At 38.7% G+C, this 17814-nt stretch carries 20 protein-coding genes, 2 tRNA genes, 1 other RNA gene and 1 other annotated feature; of the genes, 10 read left to right on the top strand and 13 right to left on the bottom strand.

The features are described from left to right. Positions 1-99 precede the first annotated feature (99 nt). The 9 genes from IEX94_RS09575 to paiA all read left to right on the top strand — a co-directional run bounded on the left by IEX94_RS09575 (position 100) and on the right by paiA (position 4523). Positions 100-264, top strand: a complete 165-nt coding sequence (locus IEX94_RS09575; protein ID WP_188856982.1) for a hypothetical protein — start codon at positions 100-102, stop codon at positions 262-264. Positions 265-457: 193 nt separating this feature from the next. Beyond that, the gene (locus tag IEX94_RS09570) at positions 458-877 is read left to right on the top strand and encodes a hypothetical protein (RefSeq protein ID WP_188856981.1); all 420 of its coding nucleotides are present in this window, start codon (positions 458-460) and stop codon (positions 875-877) included. Between the two features lie 120 nt (positions 878-997). After that, positions 998-1087 (top strand): HAD hydrolase-like protein, encoded by a 90-nt coding sequence (locus IEX94_RS19755; protein WP_229782656.1) that lies wholly within the window; start codon positions 998-1000, stop codon positions 1085-1087. 105 nt (positions 1088-1192) lie between these two features. Further along, a complete protein-coding gene (locus IEX94_RS09560) occupies positions 1193-2203 on the top strand; it encodes an aminoglycoside phosphotransferase family protein (RefSeq protein ID WP_188856980.1) in 1011 nt (336 codons plus the stop codon). 250 nt (positions 2204-2453) lie between these two features. Further along, a complete protein-coding gene (locus tag IEX94_RS09555) occupies positions 2454-2624 on the top strand; it encodes a hypothetical protein (protein WP_188856979.1) in 171 nt (56 codons plus the stop codon). Between the two features lie 96 nt (positions 2625-2720). Then, positions 2721-2939 (top strand): hypothetical protein, encoded by a 219-nt coding sequence (locus IEX94_RS09550; RefSeq protein WP_229782655.1) that lies wholly within the window; start codon positions 2721-2723, stop codon positions 2937-2939. 36 nt (positions 2940-2975) lie between these two features. Continuing rightward, entirely contained in the window at positions 2976-3182 is a 207-nt protein-coding gene (locus tag IEX94_RS09545) for a hypothetical protein (RefSeq protein ID WP_188856978.1), read from the top strand. Between the two features lie 93 nt (positions 3183-3275). Beyond that, the gene (locus IEX94_RS09540; protein ID WP_188856977.1) at positions 3276-3992 is read left to right on the top strand and encodes a hypothetical protein; all 717 of its coding nucleotides are present in this window, start codon (positions 3276-3278) and stop codon (positions 3990-3992) included. A 15-nt stretch (positions 3993-4007) separates the two neighbouring features. Then, positions 4008-4523, top strand: a complete 516-nt coding sequence (paiA, locus tag IEX94_RS09535; RefSeq protein WP_188856976.1) for a spermidine/spermine N(1)-acetyltransferase — start codon at positions 4008-4010, stop codon at positions 4521-4523. A 539-nt stretch (positions 4524-5062) separates the two neighbouring features. Here paiA and IEX94_RS09525 read toward each other — a convergent pair. From IEX94_RS09525 to tadA, 3 genes are all read right to left on the bottom strand, one after another. Then, positions 5063-6238: a GNAT family N-acetyltransferase gene (locus tag IEX94_RS09525; protein WP_188856974.1), complete on the bottom strand. Its 1176-nt coding sequence runs from the start codon at positions 6236-6238 to the stop codon at positions 5063-5065. Positions 6239-6556: 318 nt separating this feature from the next. Continuing rightward, positions 6557-6822, bottom strand: an RNA gene (gene ffs / locus IEX94_RS09520) — signal recognition particle sRNA large type. Positions 6823-6892: 70 nt separating this feature from the next. After that, on the bottom strand, positions 6893-7354 hold the full coding sequence (tadA, locus tag IEX94_RS09515; protein WP_188856973.1) for a tRNA adenosine(34) deaminase TadA: 462 nt from the start codon (positions 7352-7354) through the stop codon (positions 6893-6895). Between the two features lie 97 nt (positions 7355-7451). Here tadA and IEX94_RS09510 point away from each other — a divergent pair, with 97 nt between their 5' ends. Then, a complete protein-coding gene (locus IEX94_RS09510; RefSeq protein WP_188856972.1) occupies positions 7452-7985 on the top strand; it encodes a cysteine hydrolase family protein in 534 nt (177 codons plus the stop codon). Positions 7986-8033: 48 nt separating this feature from the next. Here the strand turns inward: IEX94_RS09510 and IEX94_RS09505 are convergent, their stop codons facing one another. The 10 genes from IEX94_RS09505 to serS all read right to left on the bottom strand — a co-directional run bounded on the left by IEX94_RS09505 (position 8034) and on the right by serS (position 17486). Then, the gene (locus IEX94_RS09505) at positions 8034-8549 is read right to left on the bottom strand and encodes a type 1 glutamine amidotransferase domain-containing protein (RefSeq protein ID WP_188856971.1); all 516 of its coding nucleotides are present in this window, start codon (positions 8547-8549) and stop codon (positions 8034-8036) included. Between the two features lie 73 nt (positions 8550-8622). Next, entirely contained in the window at positions 8623-9150 is a 528-nt protein-coding gene (locus tag IEX94_RS09500) for a hypothetical protein (RefSeq protein WP_188856970.1), read from the bottom strand. A 46-nt stretch (positions 9151-9196) separates the two neighbouring features. After that, positions 9197-9817 (bottom strand): kinase, encoded by a 621-nt coding sequence (locus tag IEX94_RS09495; RefSeq protein ID WP_188856969.1) that lies wholly within the window; start codon positions 9815-9817, stop codon positions 9197-9199. A gap of 204 nt (positions 9818-10021) precedes the next feature. Then, on the bottom strand, positions 10022-11293 hold the full coding sequence (locus IEX94_RS09490; RefSeq protein ID WP_268239588.1) for a serine hydrolase domain-containing protein: 1272 nt from the start codon (positions 11291-11293) through the stop codon (positions 10022-10024). Continuing rightward, positions 11262-11894, bottom strand: a complete 633-nt coding sequence (locus tag IEX94_RS20005) for a serine hydrolase domain-containing protein (RefSeq protein ID WP_188856968.1) — start codon at positions 11892-11894, stop codon at positions 11262-11264. Before IEX94_RS20005 ends, IEX94_RS09490 begins: the two co-directional genes overlap by 32 nt. A 464-nt stretch (positions 11895-12358) precedes the next feature. Beyond that, positions 12359-14074, bottom strand: a complete 1716-nt coding sequence (acsA, locus tag IEX94_RS09480; protein WP_188856967.1) for an acetate--CoA ligase — start codon at positions 14072-14074, stop codon at positions 12359-12361. A gap of 264 nt (positions 14075-14338) precedes the next feature. After that, a tRNA-Arg gene (locus tag IEX94_RS09475) sits at positions 14339-14411 on the bottom strand. A 106-nt stretch (positions 14412-14517) separates the two neighbouring features. Next, positions 14518-15333, bottom strand: a complete 816-nt coding sequence (gene proC / locus IEX94_RS09470; protein WP_188856966.1) for a pyrroline-5-carboxylate reductase — start codon at positions 15331-15333, stop codon at positions 14518-14520. A gap of 629 nt (positions 15334-15962) precedes the next feature. Continuing rightward, positions 15963-16055, bottom strand: a tRNA-Ser gene (locus tag IEX94_RS09465). 162 nt (positions 16056-16217) lie between these two features. Further along, positions 16218-17486, bottom strand: a complete 1269-nt coding sequence (gene serS, locus IEX94_RS09460; RefSeq protein WP_188856965.1) for a serine--tRNA ligase — start codon at positions 17484-17486, stop codon at positions 16218-16220. Positions 17487-17547: 61 nt separating this feature from the next. Next, positions 17548-17778 (bottom strand) — a binding site (T-box leader). Positions 17779-17814: the final 36 nt, after the last annotated feature.

The following is a 17814-nucleotide window of genomic DNA, read 5'->3' as shown; positions in this document are numbered from 1 at the left end:
TTTCCATTTAGAAACTATTCCTTTAAACGATCATTTCATGTAGACTGAAATTACCGAATACATGAAACAATTGTGTTCAATCAGAAAGGAGTTAATAAAATGGAGATCATCCTTATGTTTGCAATAGGGTTAGTCATCGTGATTATAGCTGTACTTGGCATAATTGGAGGATTGACTCAACGAATGAAAAAACCAACAGATGAATTAAGCGAAAAGATAATGGAATTGGAAAGTAGGGTGCAAGAGTTAGAGAAAAAGCAATAATTATCCGGGGGGATGCCAAGATAAGGAAACAAGTAATGCAGTTATTCTCATTATGCCGTGAAGATCGATTACAATACTAACCAATATCCCGCTGTAATATATGATGCCTATGAATATAATCATCTGTTTGAGAGCATGGACAGATACGCTTAAGCCAGCAAAGACTTTTTGACCGGAAAAGAAAGGAGAAAAAATGGTAAAAAGCAGATTCAATTTAATACTGTTTATCACTATAATGTTGCTCACAGGTTGTTCTGGACAACAAATTACAAAGGCTGAAGGAAGTAGTGATACATGGGAGTCTACAATAAATTATGAACTAGGTGAACATGAAAAGATTGGGAATGGGACGTTGGAATATCTAGGCAGCGATCAACTACGGAACTTTTCATATGAAATAAATTTTCCTAAATCATTTCGTATTGGAGCATCCGGTGAACGCAGGGATTTAGATGAGTCTTTCACTTCTTTTCCATTAATTATCAATCTGCCTGATTTTGATGTTGACAAATTGCGTGATGAGATTAGCAATATAACAATTACAGTAGCATGGGAAACAGTGACTGGTGAGTTATTTGAAGAAGAAATAGAGTATACAGTCGAATCCAAGTAAGGAGGGAGCCTATGCTCGGACTACCAAAAGGGGAAGTCTATTTAATTCCGTGGTCGGAAGAGTGGGAGCGAGAATTTGAATTGGAAAGAGAAAGAATAGAAACTCAAGGCACTGAACGTCTTGCCGGATGAAAGTATTTTTGTCGGGGATCATCCGGAAAACGACGTGAAAGCTGCTCAATATGTCGGTATGAAGGCGATTTGGAAATGAGACGATCAATGGAATCATCCGCAAGCAGACTTTATTATCGATGATTTGCAGGAAATACCCTCCATCCTAGGGAATTTAAACAAAATAAATAACAGGTGAGTGAACATGACGTCTAAAATAATTTTTGCATCCAAAAAGCTCGGTACCATACATCATAACCAGCTTCAAGCAATGCTTGATCGATTTAATCTAGGCACTCTCATTTCATCCAGAAAAACAGAGCTAGGTGCAATGGGGCAAACGATGTTCGTTTCCTCTACAAAAGGGGATTTTATTTTAAAAGGAAATCCGCTTTATCACGGACAATTGGAAGAGGAAAAGTTTTTTATTGAAAATATCGTGAAAAGAACAGATACGCCGGTTCCAATCCCTTACCTCATCGATAATTCTTCTGATATTTTCGGTTGGAGTTACGCCCTTATGCCACACTTACCTGGGGAGCATATTGATTCTAAACTGCTGAAAAATACACTCACGAAAGAAAACAAATTACAAATAGCTGAATCAATCGCTAGCACATTAGCTATCTTCCATAAATGGAAAGTAGCTGACTTCGGTGAGCTTCATACAGAAACAATGAAGATTACTCCTTTTAAGCCTACCTATACTGACTGGATTTTCCAGCGGATAATGTTCTGGCTGGAAGACGCGAAAAAATATTCAACAATCACCGATGAGGATATAGAGTGGTCTCGGTCACTACTAGCCGAAGCTGAGGAAGCCTTTCATAGCCTGGACTCACCAACTTTTATAATGGGAGATTTCAAGCCTGGTAACTTCCTTGTAAATTCGGGGGAAAGCGGCTGGCGCATTAGTGGTGTATTTGACTTTACAAATTCTTATTTTGCAGATCCGGTTTCAGATTTAATTAAAATGGTGACCTATTACCTCAACCATAATGAAACAGGGATTGCAAAGCATATGCTAAACAAATATTTTGAAGGATGGAGTGGTAGGAATTTCATAAAGAGTCGCTTAAAGGTACATATGCTACACCAGAGAGTTTTAGATTGGGGTAATGGAAAGGCAACGAAAACAGCTACTTGGGATAATTCTTTATCCTTTTCAGAATGGGCAGCAACTTATACGGAATTAATAGCTAGTCTTGTAGATTAAGAAGACATGGATAAAAGGGGAATAGTCTATGGCTGTAACGGGAAAGGCCAGGGTTAGAACAGGAAAACTAGAAGATACACAAGCTTTATTAAATATCCAAAAAGAAGTGCGATACGACCACTTGTAGCTAGTACTCCGATACCGAGTGAACACTGTGTCCACCCAATACATTCAAAATAGGATGTTTGATTAATTCTAATAAATCAAGAGCATTTTGTAGATAATTAAAGTATTAGGGAGGTGATTGCACTTGAATAACTGGTTTTACGTTATATATGCTGTGCTATTAGCAGGACTTTCGATCGTTACGGGAGAAATCGTCACATTTGTTATGCTCGGGTTTATTTTATTAACCTTGCAAAATATCCATTCGACTTTAAAGAAGATACTCAATGCTAATTCAAAGGAATTCAAAAGTTAAAATATATTATTTGATAAACTATTAATTCATCTTAAAGTTTTATCTATTACCTGATAATATTATGATTAGGAATGAATTGTTTAAGGAGGTTAAAGCATGTTATGGGAAGAGGTTAGGTTAACTTATCCAAATAAATGGGTTGTTTTTGAAGCGATTAAGGCTCATTCAGACAATAACTACCGGATGATTGATGATATAGCTGTAATTGACTACTTTGACGATTCGATGGAAGCTTTCCGGAGGCATGCAGAACTACAAAAGCAAAAACCAAGACGCGAATTATATTTTTTTTCATACTTCCAGAAAGAAACTTAATATTCAAGAAAAAACACGGGCGGGAATAAGATAAGTATGATTAAAATTATGGAAATTGCTGAATTGCCGTTTATAGAAGCATTTGTAATCTTTAGAGGTAAGAGCCTAAAGTTAGAGAACGTATTAATTGAATTAAGTTCCATGGATTATGGGGTGGAGATGGACGGAATCATTGGCTATGATTTAATGAAAAACCTTGGTTTGGTAATTGATTTAGAACAGCTTAACATATCCATTAAATAAAAAGCTTCTTACAGGACTTTTTTATTTAATGGATATTCTATTATATTTAATAAATACAACTCGCGATAGACAAGCGACATAGGAGGAGGAATCTTGAAGGCAATTGGTTGGGCTGGTTTCATACACGTTTCCATTCTAATAATTTGGATGGTCATTCATCTTATATTTAATCAGTTAAATCCTGTGGCCATCACGGATAAAGCCACGATGGCACAGACAGGCATCGCATATTACAGTCGTTTTCCAGGACTTTTAGGCTTGGACCATGGAAGTAAAGCCTTAGTCATGTTGCTATCCGTCCTTTTACCGATTGGTCTGTACGTCCATTTTAAAGAATTGAAAGAGTTTCGATTAAAAAATACTATCGCATTAGTTGCAGGATGTTCCGGATTTATATTGTATGGCTTATCCTTGATGCTTCAAGCAGTGACCGTCGAATATGCTTTTAACTTGTACCGCACAACGGAAGATACGGTGACCCATTCTTTTGCTGTCTTGTTGTATGAATGGGCCATGCTAGAAGGCGGACTTTCGGTCAGTATGTATATTCTAGCCAACCTTTGCTTAAGCTGCTGGATCATTATTCATTCACTTGGTCTATTTTCATTTAATTCCTTTAAAAAGCTTGGTATATTTGGGTGTATCGTTGGAGCAATCCAGGCATTTGGTTATTTCGTCGCTTGGTTCTTCCTAATGCAAGCAAAACAAAATATGCACAATTTTAATGAAGTGATCGGTCTGTTATTTACAATCTGGATTGCGATCATTAGTTTTCAAATGATTCGAGGAAAAATCTCGATAAAAAGATAGGAGCTGAATTTTACGATGATAATACACCTACAACCATGCAGTATAGAGAATCTGCAGGAGCTTCGAGAAATTAGTTATGAAACATTTAATGATACTTTTAAAGATCACAATACGCCAGAAAATATGAAAGCTTATATGGATCAAGCTTATCATCCGGCACAATTGAAAAAAGAACTATTGAACCCTTCCTCACAATTCTTTTTCCTTTATTTTCACGGAGACCTTGCCGGGTATTTAAAGGTGAATATCGATGATGCCCAAACGGAGGAAATGGGGGAAGATACACTTGAAATTGAAAGAATCTACATAAAAAAGGCATTCCATCGAAATGGCCTAGGAAAGTATTTATTCAATAAAGCTTTAGAAATTGCGGAATCCCTCCATAAAAATAAAATTTGGTTAGGTGTATGGGAAAAGAATGAAAATGCGATTGCTTTTTATAAAAGATTAGGATTCGTTAAAACTGGCGTTCATTCTTTTTTTATGGGCGGTGATGAGCAAGTAGATTTAATTATGACGAAAACACTTTAATAAAAAGAGGGGCGATTCACAGGGGTTTGTTGTCATTATTGCAGCATCCTTAAAAGAATTGTCCCATGTGGAACAATTAGGAATATGTACGGGAAATCATTCGCTAGTGTATTTATTGTTTGTTCTGCTTCATATTTTTACGGTTGCTGTTAATCAGCTTACAGAAGAAATGCTAAATCTTTGTTAAGTTTAATTTACGGATTTGTCAATACTGCTGTGACGGGAAATGGCGGGGATAAGGCAAAGTTAGAGATTTTACAAAAGGTATCAGATATTTACAATAGTATTCCAGATTTAAACGAGTTAAGAAAAAGGTAATCAACTTTGTGATAAAATGTACTTATCATAACGGTTATTGAATAATGAGACATCAGATTATAAAAACCGTAGAGGGAAGCTAGACCCTTTACGGTTTTTATATGTTTTTTGTTACCTAACAGTATACGATTTACCTTGATTTTAAGCTTGTACACTCAATTTTTACTTTACAACCGAACTATTTATTCTATTGCTTGTAAAATAGTCTTCCAATCATTCATTTAGAAAAAATCCGGAAAATACGTCTGTTTTCTTGGAATAATCTGTTCCAACAATTCAACTGCTTGAGCATTTCCACTAATGAGCCCCAAATTGTATAGATCTTCCGGTCGTTGGTAACCTAAGAGCATTGAAGAAAGTTGTTGTACCGAACAGCTTATCCCCGGATCTTTTATATTATTCATGATTGGCTCGTAGACGATATCAATTTCCCCATCCACCTCATGAAGAATATATATTCCTGTGTTCTCTTTTATAAAAGAATCTTCAAGTCTAATAGATAAAGTACCAAATTCTTCCTGAATACTACGCATGTATTGTTTTAAAAAAGCTTCCACATCAACAATTCTTGCCATGAAGTACGGTATAATGTTTTGCTGGAAGCGCGGTTCATTCACGAGTAATGGTAATAAATCATTTTCTGGAACAACCATTTCTACCTTTTCAGCCATGGAGTCATGATTTGCGATAAATTGCAATAAAACCTTAAGTCCATTCGTTGTACAGTAGACAACCTCATCGGCCTTGAACACCCGGTCTTTTAGCTGATAAATAATATATCCTTCTGCTTGGTTCTCTTCATTATAGGAGACTGCAATCATACGCTGACCTTTTAGTACTCGTTGTTTCCACCATTTTTCATCTCGCAGGATGGCGCCATTATAATTCTTTATATACTTGCGGTAAATAGAGTCCAATAAAGGTATGTCGCTATTCGTTCTTCTGACATAGCCTTTCCCATCCCAATTCTGTTTTAAATTTTTCATTGGTATTTCGTAATGCTTTTCTGCAAAAGCCATCTCCCAGCCGTATTGACGGTAGAATGGAGCAGAAAATGGATGGAGGAAAGAAATGGTCTGTCCTTGTGCTTTCATTGTCTGCAATGCATGAAGGAGAAGTTCCTTTACCATTCCCTTCCTGCGATATTCCGGCCATGTAGCGACTGAAGCTATCCCTCCCATCTGAAAGGGACTGTTATTAATAGATACAGATAATGGAATCAAATGCAGCTTGGCAGCGAGCTTTTCCCCATCCATCATTCCCCATATGGTATACCTTTTTGCTTCTTCCTTTTTTCTATGTAATTCCTCTTCTGTTAATTCATATTGGAATGCAAATTGGGATAACGAAAATATCTCGTCATAGTGACTTTGATTTAATTCAATGATTTTACCCATTTCAGTACCTCCTTAAATTTTAAACGATACATAATGAAACCATTTTAACAACGGTTGCCCGGATTTAACTTGAAGAAATAAGCGACATATTCCGTATGTTAACCTGCAGTAGTGTCATAAGTAAATTTATCACTGCGATATAAAATTTTCGTGTATTCTATTACTTTATTCGTCTTGTTGTTCAGACAATTTGTTTCTACAACAAGGAGGAGTATTAGATCTACCGTTAGTTTATCATGATACGATTGATAAATAAAAAACGACTCTAGACAACACCGTTTTGTGATGTCTAAAGTCGTTGCTCACGAAATATGTATACCGTGCACCTCACGTCGATACGACGTCCATATGCGCTTCTTAGCTTCATGGCTCAGCTTAGGCTTCCCCGCGGCACACACGAATGACCACTTACTGCTGCTTCCTTCCGGACCTGACAGGGTTCGTGGGTTCCTGTTGCGCAGGACCTGAACGTCAACACCAATTCACTAAGGCAGACCATACAGTCGCCATACCTCGGCAAGGGATTCAGCCTCGCTATAGCGGATTGCGAGTACAGGGCACCGCTACCTCCCCGCTTAGCACGGTAAGTCCCATTATAACGTTTTCCGATTCAATTTGCAATGGAAAACATTTCATGAAACAACAAAGCTAGGATCACTTACTTTTCCTCTTCCGAAGTGCTTTGAAAAAGTCAGTAAGCAAGCTCGCACATTCTTCCTGCAGGACACCGCTCGTTACTTCAACTTGATGATTGAAACGTGGTTCGTCCAGTAGATTGAATAATGTTCCCGCACAACCTGCTTTCGGATCTGGAGCACCATATACAACACGTTTCATCCTTGACTGCACGATTGCCCCTGCACACATGGGACACGGTTCCAAGGTGACGTATAGTGTACAATCTTCCAGACGCCAGCTGCCTATTTTTTCATTTGCTGCTTCAATTGCAGTAAGCTCAGCATGAGAAAGGGTCTGCTGTGATGTTTCCCGGAGGTTATATCCGCTTGCAATAATTTCCCCGTTCAGGACGATTACTGCACCAATTGGCACCTCATCTACATCTCTGGCTTTTAATGCTTCATTTATCGCTGCTTGCATAAATTTTTCATCAGACATAAATTAACCCAACATTTCTTTATAAGTTTGAATTTATCAGATAAGGAAATAATTAATTAAACATTCATTTTAGACATTATTTCACAAAGGGGCAAAGATGATGCAGACTTTGGAAGATACGGCGGTTGTTTTCGTTGATATTATTAATGATTTTAATTTTTCCGGTGGGGATAAATTATTAAGGAATACAAAGATGATTTTACCAAATCTAATCAAGCTAAAGACAATTGCAAAGGAAAACGATCTGCCTGTCATCTATGTTAATGACCATTATGGATTATGGCAAGCAGATTTTAATAAAATTATTAGACAGTGTACGAATCATAATAGTAAAGAAATAATAGAAGCGCTGAAACCGGATAATGACGATTATTTCTTGATTAAACCACAGCATTCCGCTTTTTTCCAGACACCGCTTCATTCGCTGCTAACCGATCTGAATCGATATTCGCTCATTCTTGCGGGAATAGCAGGGGATATTTGTATTTTATTCACGGCAAAGGATGCTTATATGTACAAAATGAACTTGCATATTCCGAAGAACTGTATGGCGTCTGAGGAGAATGATACAAATGATTATGCACTCTATTTAATGCGTTCCGTCATGAAGGCAAATATTGAACCGATATAAGATTTGAAAAACACTCTCTCAAGAAAAAGACTTGAGAGAGTGTTTCACTTATTTCAATACATTCAATGATTCTCGAGTAAATGCTGGAATATCATCTGGCTGTCGGCTTGTTACGAGCTGGTTCTGGCAAACGACAACTTCCTCATCTCTTACTTTTGCACCTGCATACTCCATGTCGACTTGAATTGATTTATAGCCTGTTGCATCACGGCCTTCAAGCGTTTTTGCCGTAATTAGTAACTGTGGTCCATGGCAGATCGCAAAGACCGGTTTTTTCTCATCCATGAAATGCTTGGCGAACTTAACAAATCGATCATCCGCCCGTAATTGGTCTGGTGAGAAACCACCCGGAATAAAGAGGGCATCAAAATCATTCGGATCCGCGTCATCAATTCCATATTCAATCGCAACCTTGGCGTTCTTCTGTTTACCAATGACCGTATCACCTTTTTTTGCTCCGATTGTAACTACTTCATGTCCGGCATCTTCAAATTCCTTTGCCGGATCTGTATATTCCGAGTCCTCAAATAGGTCTGTAATGACTGTAGCAATTTTTTTACCCATCATTAGCAACTCCTTTATTATGATTGTACATAATAAGGTTTTCCCATTTCATGATTTCTAAAACATTCCCATATTACTGGTACAGTGTATTTTCAAAGCTTGCAATTTTTTCGAGACGGCGATAAATTGCACCAGGCATCACGAATTTTTTATAAGACTTTCTTTTTCTTTTCTGCAGTAAATCCACCTGTCCTTCCGTGCCGAAGTAAAAGGCTTGCCAGATGAATTTGGAGCAATAATTAGCGTCCAACCGGGTTAAATCGCGTACATACGTATAGCGTTGTACCTTGTCATAATGCTGCATAGCCCATTTTGTCGAGTGAATCGCTTCCTGTTCATTAGAGTGGCGAAGAATGGTGATTAATTCGCCCTTCCGGTGACGGGAGAGATAGATTGGCATGCTGTCAGCGTGGCCAAATTCCTTCCAGCGATTCACATGATAAATACGGTAATTCATACCGACAATTCCGGTATGCCCGACTAAAAATGAAGAAAGGGCATACTTATGGGAATAGAGCACGTCACCAGGCTGCATTTTAATATTTGTCCCCGGATAGTAATGGGAGATGGCAGCTTCTTCATCATTAGTTTTACGATTCATGTATATCTTCCTTTTTTTCATCAACCGTTTAATATTTTGGAAACTGTTACAGGCAATTGTATACGATATCCGCCGATTTCACCGGATTTTCCGTTTCCAGATAATAGTCTTCCGCTAACCAATAGCGTTTTTTATATTTTTCCAATATTATTTGGTTATCGCCCAGATATGTATCCCTTTTTACAATTCTAGCAAACCTTTTTTCCTTTGAACAATTTACAAAAACAATAAAGTCAAAATAAGGTTTCCATTCTTTCCTTTGAAGAAAAATACCTTCTATTAGGATGATTGAGTCTTCTGAGATAGATATTGTATTTCTTTTATGTTGGTCGACTGATATATCATAAAATGGAAGGGTAAGCTTAGATTCGTTGTTATAAACTTTTTTAAATAACTCTTCTTCCAACATTTCAATATCCCATTGCAGAAAATAATACTCATACCATTCTTCATATCCTGTGTCGTACCGTTTATTTCTCTCTACAATATGATTGTCCATATGAAGCACAACAACTTTGGCTGTACTTTCCAGTTCCGCTTTCAGTTGTTGGACCAACGTTGTTTTTCCAGCTCCACCTAATCCATCGACACCAACAAGATAAGGAGCCTCAGCACGTCTCGTATCATATTTAGTAAGAATTTCATTTACTAATTCGTTCAAATGCATAACCTCTTTAAAAATTGTTATATGTAATAAATTTAATGCTTAGCAATAATCACTCAAGTTAAAAACTTAATTACATTCAACTTTCTGTCCAATGAACATAGCAGAATAAAGTTCATCCTTTCTTTGTTTCCTACGATATCACGCAGCACAAACAAAGAAAAGGATGTTTTTTGCATTTCTAACATACGTGATAAATCAGCTGTTTCAAGAATACATTTGCCAAATAATCAGCCAAGCAATAAATAGTATGCTGCTGATACAAGTCAGTATATATCCAACCTTTTGCCATTTCGAAAGGGATGCCTTTTTCCAAAATATAATTAACATGACAACGGAGATTAAACTGATTACAGTAAAAACATAATTTCCTATAAAGTGAAGAAGCATCTCTGAGTATGTCCGCATTGGTTTAGACAACATACGTATAATCAATAACACTATATTAACTGCCAATGCTGTACCTGAGAGCGTCAATACTCCGTTCCATTTTGTAGCTGCCGCTGTTTTTTGTTTTCGTCTCCTTCGCAAAAATGCCAGCACGATTAAAACAAAAGGAGAAATCAGGAAATACACCATAAACCAAATAAACAGCCCCAAGCTTATAAGAAGAAAAGGTTTGCTTTTATCCATAGCCACATAATCGGCATAAGTAGTTGAAATTTGCTCTGCCTTTTCATCATTCACGTGAAAAAACATGACATTGTTTGGTATAAAGATATCATCTCCGCCTTTTAGCTTATATACATAAGGACTTGTTTGTATATAAGTTGCTTTAAAACCCGCTAAATCTAATGCAATTTCATTGTCATTAATAGATTGAACATCTAATTGTGCCAAATATGCATAAAGATTCATAAACCCATTGTATGTACGGCGTGCCGTTAGATAGGTTCCCTCTACCTCAGATGCTGAAGGAAGATTTTCTTGTATGGTTTGATATCCCTTTCCCACTAATTCATCCATTAGTCCAAATGTAAGGTATAGTTCATCTGCCTGATTGGTTAAAACGATAATAGCAAAATTATCCTCCGGCACAATCTGCATGTTACTAGAATAAGCAACCGTATTACCTGAATGCATTAATCCTCTATATTCACCATCATATTCCCAAAAACCGTGGGCAAGCCCTGGAACACCTTCCTCAGGAGAATAACTTGTTGAAAGCAGCTCGGATTGTGTTTGACTTTCTTGGAATAAAGAAGTTTTTTCTGATTCAGGTGAAATCAAAGCCTGTGCAAACTTCGCTAAATCTAGCGCAGTACCATTTATTCCTCCGCTCGGGTACATGGAAATATAATAAGACTCTGATTCTGTAAATTTACCGCCCTCTCCTGTTAAATAACTCTTTCCTTTATTAAGTGTAATTTCTTCATTATCTTCAACAGGCAAATGCATGGTGGAATGGTTCATCCCTAATTTTTTAAAAATATGCTCATCAACATACTCATAAAATGGCTGACCAGTAATGCCTTCGATAATATAGGCTGCTAGAGAAGTAGAATAATTGGAATAGGCAACAACCTTCCCCGGGCTTATAAACCTGCTCCGGTTCCGCTAATTTCAAGGATTCCTCCAAAGATTCCAATTGCTCCGGAGAATCAAATAACAAATCAAAAATATACTCTTCAAAGCCTGCGTTATGATGCATTAAGTTTAGCATCGTAATAGGCTCTTCAAAGTTTAATTTGGTCAGAAAGCCCTCTGGCAAATAGGATCTAACGTCCTCCTCTAAATCTAGCTTCCCTTGCTCAGCCAGCTGCATAGCGGAGACCCAGACGAATAATTTCGTAATAGAGCCCCATTCCAGAACGGTTGTCTCTGGATCCATCGGTATTTGATTTTCTACATCAGCGTAACCATAGCCTTTAGATAAGACGATCTGGTTGTCTTTGATAGCAATAATTGCTGCGCCTGATACTGTATCTCCTATATACTCTTCTGCATACTTGTCTACAAATTCCTCCAACCCTTCAATCGGGATACCGGATGGTGTTGTATTTTCCGTAGCTGAAAGCGTGTTGGGAAAACATAGACCTACTAGAAAAATACAGAGAAAGACATTGATTTTTTTAATCATTTTGTTACCTTCCCTCTGCTCTTTATGTACTTATTCTATATTTATCATATCATTAAAGAGAATCTGCTGACAGCTGTTGTTTTAAGATTTCCAATAATCCATTTCCTAGTTTAAGAGAATTAAGCGCAAGAAAAAACGAAAGACTTCGCAATACCGGCATCACGTAAGAATTTAAAAAACCTTCAATTCTTTAAATGTCGATTTTATTTCATTTGGCAGTTGCTTATTTTGATTGTTATTCGCTATCAGAGTAGGAGACACCTCTTCTTTTTGGTAGTAATTCTAGTCAAATCGACTATACCAAAAGTTGAGGTGTTTTCTCTTGTTTGAATGACCTAGTCAAGGTATATATTTCATCCGCTACGAGCGCTTCACAGATCTGAACGAATCAAATGTTTTAGGTACGAAAGTTGAGTTAATAAAAAACCCTGCATCTTTATCTATGCAGGATTTTTTAACTTTATTTAGCTTTCTAATGTAGATGTATCTCCAGTCGGCAGTCCAAGCTCCCATGATTTCAAGAGGCGGCGCATAATTTTTCCGCTTCTCGTTTTTGGAATCGTATCTTTGATTTCAATTTCCCTTGGCTCGGCATGCGCACTCAAACCTGTTTTAACAAATTTGCGGATATCTTGAAGTAAATCCTCTGATTCCTCATACCCGTCATTTAGTGTAATAAATGCTTTAATAATTTCTCCACGTTCTGGGTCAGGTTTTCCAATAACTCCAGCTTCCGCGACGGCAGGATGTTCAATAAGTTTTGATTCGACTTCAAATGGTCCAACCCGCTCTCCAGACGTATTAATCACGTCATCTAGACGCCCTTGGAACCAGAAATAACCATCTTCATCCCGGTAAGCACTGTCTCCGGAAATATACCAGCCGTTGATAAAATAACTTTCATATTTACCCGGGTTATTCCAAATTTGGCGCATCATTGCTGGCCACCCGGCTTTAATAGCAAGGTTACCCATCTGATTCGGCGGCAGTTCATTTCCCTCATGATCAATGATTGACGCTTCAACGCCAGGAATTGGTTTCCCCATAGAGCCTGGGCGAATTTCATTACACGGGAGATTCACAATCATTTGTGCGCCCGTTTCCGTCATCCACCATGTATCATGAATCCGTAAACCAAAGGCACGCAATCCCCACGTAATCACTTCCGGGTTGAGCGGCTCACCAACACTTAAAATATGACGTAAAGCGGATAAATCATACTGTTTTACTTTATCTTCCCCATGGCTCACAAGCATACGAAGTGCTGTAGGAGCAGTATACCAAACCGTTACTTTGTATTTTTCCAATGTTTCATACCAAGATTCCGGTGTAAATCTGCCTCCACGGACGACATTTGTCACCCCGTGGAGCCATGGCGCAAAAATACCATAGCTTGTCCCAGTCACCCAGCCTGGGTCTGCCGTACACCAATAAACATCATCCGGCATCAAATCAAGGACCCACTCAGCTGTCGCATAATGCTGAATCATTGCGTTATGCACATGATAAACCCCTTTAGGCCTACCAGTGGAACCGGACGTATAATGCAGAAGCATCCCGTCCTCTAAATTGACCCATTCCATTTCAAATTCCTCAGGTGCAGCTTTCATCTCTTCTTCAAAGCTGATGAACTTTCCTTCTTTATTCGAATCCTCACCAACAATTATAATGTTTTCCAAGTGAGGGAGTTCCGTATAAGGGACACGCTCCAATAGTTCGGCTGTTGTAATGAGTGTGCTTGCTTCACTATCTTCTAACCGATCGCGTACGGCCTGCTCCATAAATGCTTCAAAGAGTGGTCCGGCAACTGCACCTGTTTTTAAAATCCCAAAAAAGGCGGCATAAAACTCTGGACTACGCGGCATGAAAAGAAATACACGGTCTCCCTTACGTACGTTATATTTTCGAAGTACATTCGCAAACTTGTTACTGTGCTTACTTAATTCAAGAAATGTGAATGTTTCCTCCCGGTCCGGGCTCGAATAAATTAATGCGAGCTTGTCCCTTTTCTCCGGGTCTTCTGCATGGCGATCCAGCGCTTCATATGCCATGTTTACCTTTCCCGTCTGCTGCATACTAAGATGCTGCTTCACATCTTCCCAAGAAAAGTTCTCTCTGTATGCTTCATAATCCTGTAAGTTGTAGTTCCCTTCTCTTGCGGGAATTGGTTTCATATCCATCATTCACCTCTCCTTTATTTGTAACCGTTAACATTTCTTATTACATAAAATAATGTAAATCTTTTACGAACTTACATCCATTTTAGAACATTTTGTGACACTTTAAAAGTAATTTAGCTGAATAGTTTCGGAATCGGTCCACTAAAAGAAGAAAATCACAGGAAAAATTCCTCCTGTGATTTTTAATAATTGATTATTACGATATGAGTTTGGTCACAAAATAAAAAATCATTTATCCACATGTGGATAAATGAAAAGTTAAAGCGGCCCCGGCAGGATTCGAACCTGCGACGCACAGTTTAGGAAACTGACGCTCTATCCCCTGAGCTACGGAGCCATAGTGAAGAAAAATAGTTAACATTATTATTATACAAAAGTTAGGAAGAAAAACCAAGAGGAGAAAGTAAAGACAGGGTAATTTTTTCCCTGTCTTTTTTCTATACTTAAAACGTTCTCCCAAGATCAATGGAGCGATTTCGGGCGCTTTCGATACAGGCGATAATAATTTTCTCGAATTCATTTGCTTTAAGCGTTTCTAACCCGGCTGCAGTTGTTCCGCCTACACTCGTAATATTTTCTCTTAAAACTGACGCTGGTTCCCCGGACTGTTCCAACATCTTTCCAGCACCTATAATGGTCTGGGTAATAAGTGCATCAGCCGTCTGTTCGTCCATACCGGCTTCTAGCGCTGCTGTCGTCATCGCTTCGACAAAGTAATAGATAAACGCTGGGCCGCTCCCGGAAATGGCTGTCACCGTATGCATATCGTCCTCAGCAACGACCTTCGTTACTCCAATCGACTGAAATAACCTCTCCGCAATATTGATTTTCTCCTGATCGACATATTTTCCAGCTGCAATCGCAGTAGCCGAATAACCAATCTGCGCAGATGTATTTGGCATTGCTCGGACGACAGCATTTCTTTTGCCAATTATCTCCTCTATTGTTTCTGTCATAATGCCTGCAAGAACTGAAATGATGAGCTGCTCTTCTCTTATAAATGGACGTATTTCATCGAGGGATTCCGCTAAATCTTTCGGCTTCATTGCTAAAATAACAACGTCTGCGAGATCAAGAAGTTTTTCTTTATCATAAGAAGTTTGCACTCCATACGTAGCCTCGATATTACCCAATCGCCCCTCATCCTGTTTATTCGTTACATAAATATCATTTTTATCTACTGTCTTCGTCTGCAGCATACCAGCCATTATCGCTTCAGCCATTGAACCACAGCCTACAAAAACAATACGTTTACACAATTTGAACACCTCTTCTTTTCTTTTTCCTGATAAAGTGAAACTTCATTCAGTGGGGAATGCCTTCCCTCCCCACTGAATGTTAGTTGAACAGAATCAGGGATTTACGGACTGTTTGTCCCCAGCCTTCACATATTGGGTTTCCCTCATGTTTAGAGGAGGGGGATTACAGACCGTTAATACGTGATAAAAACTCACAACTAAAAAAGCTGATCCCATCCCTGAAACAAGGACGGAATCAGCTCCGCGGTACCACCTATTTTTGGCAATAAATTGCCCTCTCTTCATTGATAACACAGTTTCCTGCGGTTAGTTTATCGCTAACGACTCCCAGGTAGGTTCATACAAGCTTGTGCGTAGGGATCTTTCAGCCGGTGAATCCCATTTTCTGTCGGACAGTTCTCATACTACTAGTCTGATCATCGTCTAGAGTGTATGTTATTTCTGTTAATAGTAAAGTGAATCGCGCGCTTTGTCAAGAGGGGATTTCAGAAGTAGGTAACGTTAATCATGATCTCAAACATTTCAATTTTTAGCCTAAGTATAATATCGTGAACTCGAGCGGAAAATAGCAAAAAAACGCTTCATTCAGTAAGAACAAGCGTTTCAAAGGATTGAAGATTTATAAAAAATGGAGGAGGTAGAGGGATTCGAACCCCCGCGCGGTTTGACCCGCCTTTCGGTTTTCAAGACCGACCCCTTCAGCCAGACTTGGGTATACCTCCGTAATCACAAGATATAATATACCATAAATATTTTATGCTTGTCAATCCATTTCGTAAAATTTATGATAAAGTGAAACTCATTCAGTGGGGGGATTACAGACCGTTAATCCGTGATAAAAAGCACTAGCTGGACATTTTAGAGCCAGCCAGTGCCAACAAACTTTATTTAATAACTTCTTTTCCACCCATATAAGGAATGAGTGCTTTCGGTACGATAACAGAGCCATCTTCCTGCTGGTTATTTTCTAAAATAGCAGTAACCGTACGGCCAACAGCCAGCCCAGATCCGTTCAATGTGTGCACGTATTCCGGTTTCGCGTTCTTATCACGGCGGAAACGGATGCCGGCGCGTCTTGCTTGGAAATCTTCAAAGTTAGAGCAAGAAGAAATCTCACGGTACGTAGCTTGACTTGGAATCCATACTTCAATATCGTATTTCTTCGCAGCAGTAAAACCTAAATCGCCAGTACACATGCTCATCACACGGTAAGGTAATTCTAATTCCTGTAGAATTTTCTCCGCGTGACCGGTTAGTTTCTCTAATGTGTCATAAGAATCTTCAGGTTTAACAAAGTGAACAAGCTCGACTTTATTAAATTGATGCTGACGTATCAAACCTCTAGTATCACGCCCGGCTGAGCCCGCTTCTGACCGGAAATTCGCACTGTAAGCAACATATTGTTTTGGTAAATCAAGCATGATCTCATCACGGTGATAGTTCGTAACAGGTACCTCTGAAGTCGGAATTAAATAATAGTCCCATTCCTCTAGTTTAAATGCATCCTCTGCAAATTTCGGTAGCTGTCCTGTACCAATCATACTCATGCGATTAACAATATATGGCGGAAGAATCTCTTTATAGCCGTGGTTATCCGCATGATAGTCCATCATGAAGTTCAATAATGCACGCTCAAGTCTTGCACCAAGTCCCGTGTAGAAAACAAAGCGGCTACCGGTCACTTTAGCGGCCCGTTCAAAATCTAAAATCTTCAAGTTCGCCGCAATGTCCCAATGCGGCTGCACCTCGAAATCGAATTCCGGCTGCTCACCCCACGTACGCTGGACGACATTATCCTCTTCATCCTCGCCAATCGGTACACTTTCATGAGGGATGTTTGGAATGGAATACATGACCTGTTCCAACTTTTCTTCTATTTCCCTCAATTCTTTATCAAGTTTGGAAATCTCTTCACCGACTTGACGCATTTCCTGAATTGCAGCATCCGCATCTTTTTTCTCTTTCTTTAGCTTAGCTATCTCTTGTGTCGCAGCATTTCTCTTTGCTTTCAACTGTTCTGTTTCAGCAATCAATTTCCGGCGTTTTTCATCGAGTTCACCAAACGTATCCAGCTCTGATAAGTCTTCACCTCGGTGCTGAAGTTTCGCTTTCACTTCTTCATAATTGTTCCGTAAAAATTTCATGTCCAACATTTGCTTTTCCTCCTTTTATTTATTATTAAATATTTAAAATCAAAAAAACTCCCATCCCAATAATAGGGACGAGAGTTTATATTCCCGCGTTGCCACCCTTGTTGAAGAGATTATCTCTTCCGGCTTGATCTGCATTAACGGTGCAGAGATCCCGGGTTTATTTACTCTGGAACGAGTCCTGTTCGATAAACCAGTTCAAGGATGGATTCACAGCATTTCAACGTCGATTCACACCAACCATCGACTCTCTACAGAAGAAATAACCGCTACTATTTCCTGTCAGTACCTTTAATCCATCTGATTTGCTACCATCATAGCTGATTTACTT

Source organism: Oceanobacillus indicireducens (assembly GCF_014647195.1).
GTDB classification, from domain to species: Bacteria; Bacillota; Bacilli; order Bacillales; family Amphibacillaceae; genus Oceanobacillus; species Oceanobacillus indicireducens.
This window is presented reverse-complemented; position numbering and strand designations above follow the sequence as displayed.

Coding starts and splice junctions, on each gene's coding strand:
- IEX94_RS09525 (WP_188856974.1), bottom strand. CDS start 6,238: ATGGGTAAAATCATTGAATTAAATCAAAGTCACTATGACGAGATATTT.
- serS (WP_188856965.1), bottom strand. CDS start 17,486: ATGTTGGACATGAAATTTTTACGGAACAATTATGAAGAAGTGAAAGCG.
- IEX94_RS09495 (WP_188856969.1), bottom strand. CDS start 9,817: ATGCATTTGAACGAATTAGTAAATGAAATTCTTACTAAATATGATACG.
- IEX94_RS09500 (WP_188856970.1), bottom strand. CDS start 9,150: ATGAATCGTAAAACTAATGATGAAGAAGCTGCCATCTCCCATTACTAT.
- IEX94_RS09575 (WP_188856982.1), top strand. CDS start 100: ATGGAGATCATCCTTATGTTTGCAATAGGGTTAGTCATCGTGATTATA.
- tadA (WP_188856973.1), bottom strand. CDS start 7,354: ATGTCTGATGAAAAATTTATGCAAGCAGCGATAAATGAAGCATTAAAA.
- acsA (WP_188856967.1), bottom strand. CDS start 14,074: ATGGATATGAAACCAATTCCCGCAAGAGAAGGGAACTACAACTTACAG.
- IEX94_RS09505 (WP_188856971.1), bottom strand. CDS start 8,549: ATGGGTAAAAAAATTGCTACAGTCATTACAGACCTATTTGAGGACTCG.
- IEX94_RS20005 (WP_188856968.1), bottom strand. CDS start 11,894: ATGATTAAAAAAATCAATGTCTTTCTCTGTATTTTTCTAGTAGGTCTA.
- IEX94_RS09510 (WP_188856972.1), top strand. CDS start 7,452: ATGATGCAGACTTTGGAAGATACGGCGGTTGTTTTCGTTGATATTATT.
- IEX94_RS09550 (WP_229782655.1), top strand. CDS start 2,721: ATGTTATGGGAAGAGGTTAGGTTAACTTATCCAAATAAATGGGTTGTT.
- IEX94_RS09545 (WP_188856978.1), top strand. CDS start 2,976: ATGATTAAAATTATGGAAATTGCTGAATTGCCGTTTATAGAAGCATTT.
- IEX94_RS09560 (WP_188856980.1), top strand. CDS start 1,193: ATGACGTCTAAAATAATTTTTGCATCCAAAAAGCTCGGTACCATACAT.
- IEX94_RS09570 (WP_188856981.1), top strand. CDS start 458: ATGGTAAAAAGCAGATTCAATTTAATACTGTTTATCACTATAATGTTG.
- paiA (WP_188856976.1), top strand. CDS start 4,008: ATGATAATACACCTACAACCATGCAGTATAGAGAATCTGCAGGAGCTT.